We start from the raw sequence: 5,188 nt of genomic DNA, 5'->3' as shown, positions 1-5,188 counted from the left end.
CCCGCCAGCCCCGAGACCCCCGCCGACAGCCACGAGAAGCGCGATTTCATCCGCCAGATCGTGCGCGAGGACCTGGCCAGCGGAAAGCACCAGGCGATCAAGACCCGCTTCCCGCCCGAGCCGAACGGCTATCTGCACATCGGCCATGCCAAGTCGATCTGCCTGAACTTCGGCATCGCCGGTGAGTTCAGCGGTGTCTGCAACCTGCGCTTCGACGACACCAACCCGGCCAAGGAAGATCCGGAATACGTGGCCGCGATCCAGGACGACGTGCGCTGGCTGGGCTTCGAGTGGAACGAGCTGCGCCACGCCTCGGACTACTTCCAGACCTACTACCTGGCCGCCGAGAAGCTGATCGAACAGGGCAAGGCCTATGTCTGCGACCTGTCGGCCGAGGAAGTGCGCGCCTACCGTGGCACCCTGACCGAGCCGGGCCGCCCGTCGCCGTGGCGCGACCGCAGCGTCGAGGAGAACCTGGACCTGTTCCGCCGCATGCGCGCCGGTGAGTTCCCGGATGGCGCGCGCACCCTGCGCGCCAAGATCGACATGGCCAGCGGCAACATCAACCTGCGCGATCCGGCGCTGTACCGCATCAAGCACGTCGAACACCAGAACACCGGCAATGCGTGGCCGATCTACCCGATGTACGACTTCGCCCACGCGCTGGGCGATTCGATCGAGGGCATCACCCACTCGCTGTGCACGCTGGAATTCGAAGACCACCGCCCGCTGTACGACTGGTGCGTGGACAACGTGGATTTCGCCCATGACGACGCACTGACCCAGCCGCTGGTCGACGCCGGCCTGCCGCGCGAAGCGGCCAAGCCGCGCCAGATCGAGTTCTCGCGCCTGAACATCAACTACACGGTGATGAGCAAGCGCAAGCTGATGGCGCTGGTCACCGAACAGCTGGTGGACGGCTGGGAAGACCCGCGCATGCCGACCCTGCAGGGCCTGCGCCGCCGTGGCTACACGCCGGCGGCGATGCGCCTGTTCGCCGAGCGCGTGGGCATCAGCAAGCAGAATTCGCTGATCGACTTCAGCGTGCTGGAAGGCGCGCTGCGCGAAGACCTGGACAGCGCCGCGCCGCGCCGCATGGCCGTGGTCGACCCGGTCAAGCTGGTGCTGAGCAACCTGCCCGAAGGCCACGAAGAGCAGCTGACCTTCAGCAACCATCCGAAGGACGAAAGCTTCGGCAGCCGCCAGGTGCCGTTCGCTCGCGAAGTGTGGATCGACCGCGAGGACTTCGCCGAAGTACCGCCGAAGGGCTGGAAGCGCCTGGTCCCGGGTGGCGAAGTGCGCCTGCGCGGCGCCGGCATCATCCGCTGCGATGAGGTGATCAAGGATGCCGACGGCACCATCACCGAGCTGCGCGGCTGGCTGGATCCGGAATCGCGCCCGGGCATGGAAGGCGCCAACCGCAAGGTCAAGGGCACCATCCACTGGGTCAGCGCCGTGCATGGCGTGCCGGCCGAGATCCGCCTGTACGACCGTCTGTTCTCGGTGCCGAACCCGGACGACGAATCGGAAGGCAAGACCTACCGCGATTACCTCAACCCGGAATCGCGCCGCACCGTCACCGGCTATGTCGAGCCGGCCGCGGCCAGCGCCGCCCCGGAGCAGTCGTTCCAGTTCGAACGTACCGGCTACTTCGTTGCCGACCGCCGCGACCACGCCGAAGCCAAGCCGGTGTTCAACCGCAGCGTGACCCTGCGCGACACCTGGTCGGCCTGAGGACCTGCGCGGGCGCCAGCACGGCGCCCGCTCGCCCGCGACGATGATCACCGCCCTCTCCGCCCTGTTCTGGTTCATCTCGCAGCATCCGCTGCTGACGTTCTTTGCAGCGATGGTGCTGGCCGGGCTGGTCTCGTGGTGGCGGCGCTTTCCGGGCTACGCCATCGTGGTGTTCCCGCTGGCGATGCTCAACATCTTCCTCGGCAGCTTCCTCAACGCCACCTTCCTCAATTCGGTGGGTGAGCGCGGTGAAGCGGTGATCGTCAAGGCCGAGGAAACCAACTCCACCCTCAACGAACAGTACATCTGGCGCTACGAAGCGGTGCTGCGTACCGCCGAGGGCCGTGACGTGGAGGTGGTGTTCCATACCAACACCGCCTCACTGTGGCCACTGGAGAACGCGATCCGCATCCCGGCGCAGGACCAGCCGTTCGTGGTGAAGTACACCCCGGGCTTCCCGCGCAACTTCGTCATCCTTACCAACGAATCACCGCACGGCATCGCGCAGGCCCGGGCCAGCGCGCGCGAACGGGTGGAAGTGGCCGCACGCAAGCTGCATTTCAGCCCGGGCAACGCCGATTTCCGCGCAGACTATCGCCGCGAGCTGGACACCTGGCTGCGCGAGCATGGCAATGATCCGCAGCAGCAGCGCGACGCGCAGCGCTATCGCGCCGAACTCGAAGCGCTCGACGCGATCGATCGCTAGACCCCAGGCACGGCCTGGATGTTCCACCCCATCCATCCACAGGCCTGACATGACCACGACTTCCACCGCCCTCCTCCCGCTGCTGCAGCAGGTCCTGCAGGGCGCCGGCATCGCCAGCCGCGTCGACGGTGGCGCACTACTGCTGGACAGCGGCCTGCGCCTGACCCCGCATGCAGTGGCCGCGAATGAACGCGACAACGGTGGCTGGCAGACCTCTACCGTCATCGAGACCCAGCACCCCGTGCTGTTCGCCGACGGCCTGTTCGAGTACCAGCACGCCAACGGTGCCGACGAACAGGCCTCGCTGCTGTCCGGCTTCCAGACCTGGATCCGGGTGGACCTGGCGACCCTGCAGACCGCCGTCGGCGCGGCAGACGCACAGGGCCTGCCGATGTTGGGCCTGAGCTATCCGGGCGCCGACGAAGGCGAAGAACTGCAGCGCACCGTGGTGCTGGGGCCGCTGGCGCACTACCGCGCACAGGAGGTGGATGCCTCCACCTGCAGCGAGGACGACCACGGTTCCTGCCCGTGCTGCCTGTTCACCCGCAGCATGGACGCCTTCGATGAGCTGCTGAGGGCGCGCCCGTTCCTGGCCATCCGCCTGTTCGCCTCGCGCGACGCCGAAGGCCTGTGCGAGGCCGATTGCCGGGTCAACGGCCACGATTTCGCCGCTGCCCTGCCCCTGCTGCGCGCCTATGCCGCCAGCTGGCCACAGGCCGGCCTGGAGTTCCGCAAGCAGTACGTGGTGATCCGCACCGGCTCGCCGGGCTGACCCGTCGCCACACCCGGTACAGGCCGGTGCGGCTACACTGCGCGCCGGTTTCCCAAGCAACCGCACCTTCTTCCATCCCACACGAGGCACCCCCGCGATGCTGTACGCGCAAGTCCACCTGACCCTTCCCGCCTGGATCCACGACCAGATCGACCTGGATCGTCGATATCCCGGCGATGAGGCCAAGGTCGCGCTGGCGATCGAGCTGTCGCGGCTGAACGTCGAGCACGCCAGTGGCGGCCCGTTCGGCGCGGTGGTGTTCGGCCCGGATGACAAGGTGATCGCTGCCGGCGTGAACCGGGTGATGCCGCACGCGACCTCGCTGGCGCACGCCGAGAACATGGCCTACATGCTGGCCCAGCAGCGCCTGCAGACCCCGCGCCTGAACGCGGTGCTGTCGCCGGTCACCCTGGCCACCAGCTCGCAGCCGTGCTGCCAGTGCTACGGCGCCACGGTGTGGGCCGGCATCGACCGCCTGCTGATCGGCGCCAACTCGGCCGACGTCGAGGAACTGACCCCGTTCGACGAAGGCCCGCTGCCGGCTGACTGGGTGGGCGAGCTCAACAAGCGCGGCATCGAAGTGGTGCAGGGCTTGAACCGCGACGCCGCACGCAGCGTGCTGCGCGCCTATGGGGAAAGCGATGGCGCCCGTTACTGAGGCCGGCATCGGCCTGCTGTGCCTGTGCCGGCAGGGCTTCGAGCCCGAGCTGGCCGGCGAGCTGCAGTTCCGCGCGGGCGAAGCCGGTTTCGCCGGCTATGCGCGCACCCAGCGCAATGACGGCTATGTGCTTTTCATGTGCGACGAAGCCGCTGCATTGGCACCGCGCCTGCGCTGGCGCGAACTGATCTTCGCGCGGCAGAAGCTGGTAGTACTGGCCGAGTTGCCGCAGCTGGACCCGAGCGACCGCATCACGCCGATGCTGGAGGTGCTGGCCGATGCGCCGCGCTTCGGCGACCTGTGGGTTGAGCACCCCGACTCGGATGCGGGCAAGCCGCTCTCCGGCCTGGCGCGTGCCTTCGGCAACGCGCTGCGCCCGGCGCTGCGCAAGGCCGGCAAGCTGGCCGACAAGCCGAACAACCGCCTGCCACGCCTGCACGTGGTGTTCGTCGATGGTACCCATGCCTTCGTCTGCATCGCCGACCCGGCCGACAGCGCGCCGTGGGCGCTGGGCATTCCGCGCCTGAAGCTGCTGCCCGAAGCCCCCTCGCGTTCGGCACTGAAGCTGGACGAAGCGCTGTTGACCCTGCTGACGCCGGAAGAACGCGAGGCACTGGCCAAGCCTGGCATGCGTGCGGCCGACCTCGGTGCTGCACCGGGCGGCTGGACCTGGGTGCTGACCCGCCAGCACATGCACGTGCTGAGCATCGACAACGGGCCGCTGCGCCAGCACGTGCTGGACACCGGCCTGGTCGAGCACCTGCGCGCCGATGGCTTCCACTGGCATCCGGAACAGCCACTGGACTGGATGGTCTGCGACATGGTCGAGCAGCCGCGCCGCGTGGCCGAACGCATGGCCACCTGGTTCCGCGAAGGCTGGTGCCGGCACGCGATCTTCAACCTGAAGCTGCCGATGAAGAAGCGCTGGGACGAGACCCGGCTGTGCCTGGACCTGTTCCAGGACCAGGCCGGCAAGCCGCTGGTGGTACGCGCCAAGCAGCTGTACCACGACCGCGAAGAGATCACGGTACTGGCCTCGCCGCTGCGCTGAGGCCATCGTGCCCGCCGGGCAGGGCCCGGCGCTACCGAGGGATGCAACCATGCGATACCGCTCGACTCCGATACTGATCGCCCTGCTGGCGGCGGCTCCCGCCCTTGCCCAGCAGTTGCCGCATACGCCCGCGCACAGCCAACCGCTCGGCCCGACCGGTGGCGCGATCCGCCAGCAACCGCTGGGCGCTGGCCGGGTCACCGGCAGCGTGGAGATTGCACAGCCGGCCGGCGAAGCACAGGTGACCGTACGTTCGCTGGAACCGAG

At 68.2% G+C, this 5,188-nt stretch carries 5 protein-coding genes and 1 pseudogene; all 6 read left to right on the top strand.

The features are described 5' to 3' along the window. The coding region (locus O0J73_RS21480) for a glutamine--tRNA ligase/YqeY domain fusion protein (protein ID WP_308309595.1) at window positions 1–1,734 on the top strand (1,734 nt) is incomplete at its 5' end. A 43-nt stretch (window positions 1,735–1,777) separates the two neighbouring features. Continuing rightward, entirely contained in the window at window positions 1,778–2,440 is a 663-nt protein-coding gene (locus tag O0J73_RS21475) for a hypothetical protein (protein WP_197564432.1), read from the top strand. Window positions 2,441–2,489: 49 nt separating this feature from the next. Further along, window positions 2,490–3,212 (top strand): DUF6348 family protein, encoded by a 723-nt coding sequence (locus tag O0J73_RS21470; protein WP_197564431.1) that lies wholly within the window; start codon window positions 2,490–2,492, stop codon window positions 3,210–3,212. Between the two features lie 97 nt (window positions 3,213–3,309). After that, window positions 3,310–3,870 carry a nucleoside deaminase gene (locus O0J73_RS21465; protein WP_004154307.1) on the top strand — a complete coding sequence of 187 codons (561 nt, stop codon included), beginning with the start codon at window positions 3,310–3,312 and terminating at the stop codon, window positions 3,868–3,870. Further along, window positions 3,854–4,921: a 23S rRNA (cytidine(2498)-2'-O)-methyltransferase RlmM gene (gene rlmM / locus O0J73_RS21460; protein WP_308309594.1), complete on the top strand. Its 1,068-nt coding sequence runs from the start codon at window positions 3,854–3,856 to the stop codon at window positions 4,919–4,921. Before O0J73_RS21465 ends, rlmM begins: the two co-directional genes overlap by 17 nt. Before the next feature lie 49 nt (window positions 4,922–4,970). After that, window positions 4,971–5,188, top strand: a pseudogene (locus O0J73_RS21455) (EF-hand domain-containing protein); the annotation flags it as partial.

The sequence above is a fragment of the Stenotrophomonas sp. Sm6012 genome (assembly GCF_030985895.1).
Taxonomy (GTDB): Bacteria; Pseudomonadota; Gammaproteobacteria; order Xanthomonadales; family Xanthomonadaceae; genus Stenotrophomonas; species Stenotrophomonas forensis.
The sequence above is the reverse complement of the archived record's forward strand: the minus strand, read 5'-3'. Positions and strand labels throughout refer to the sequence as shown.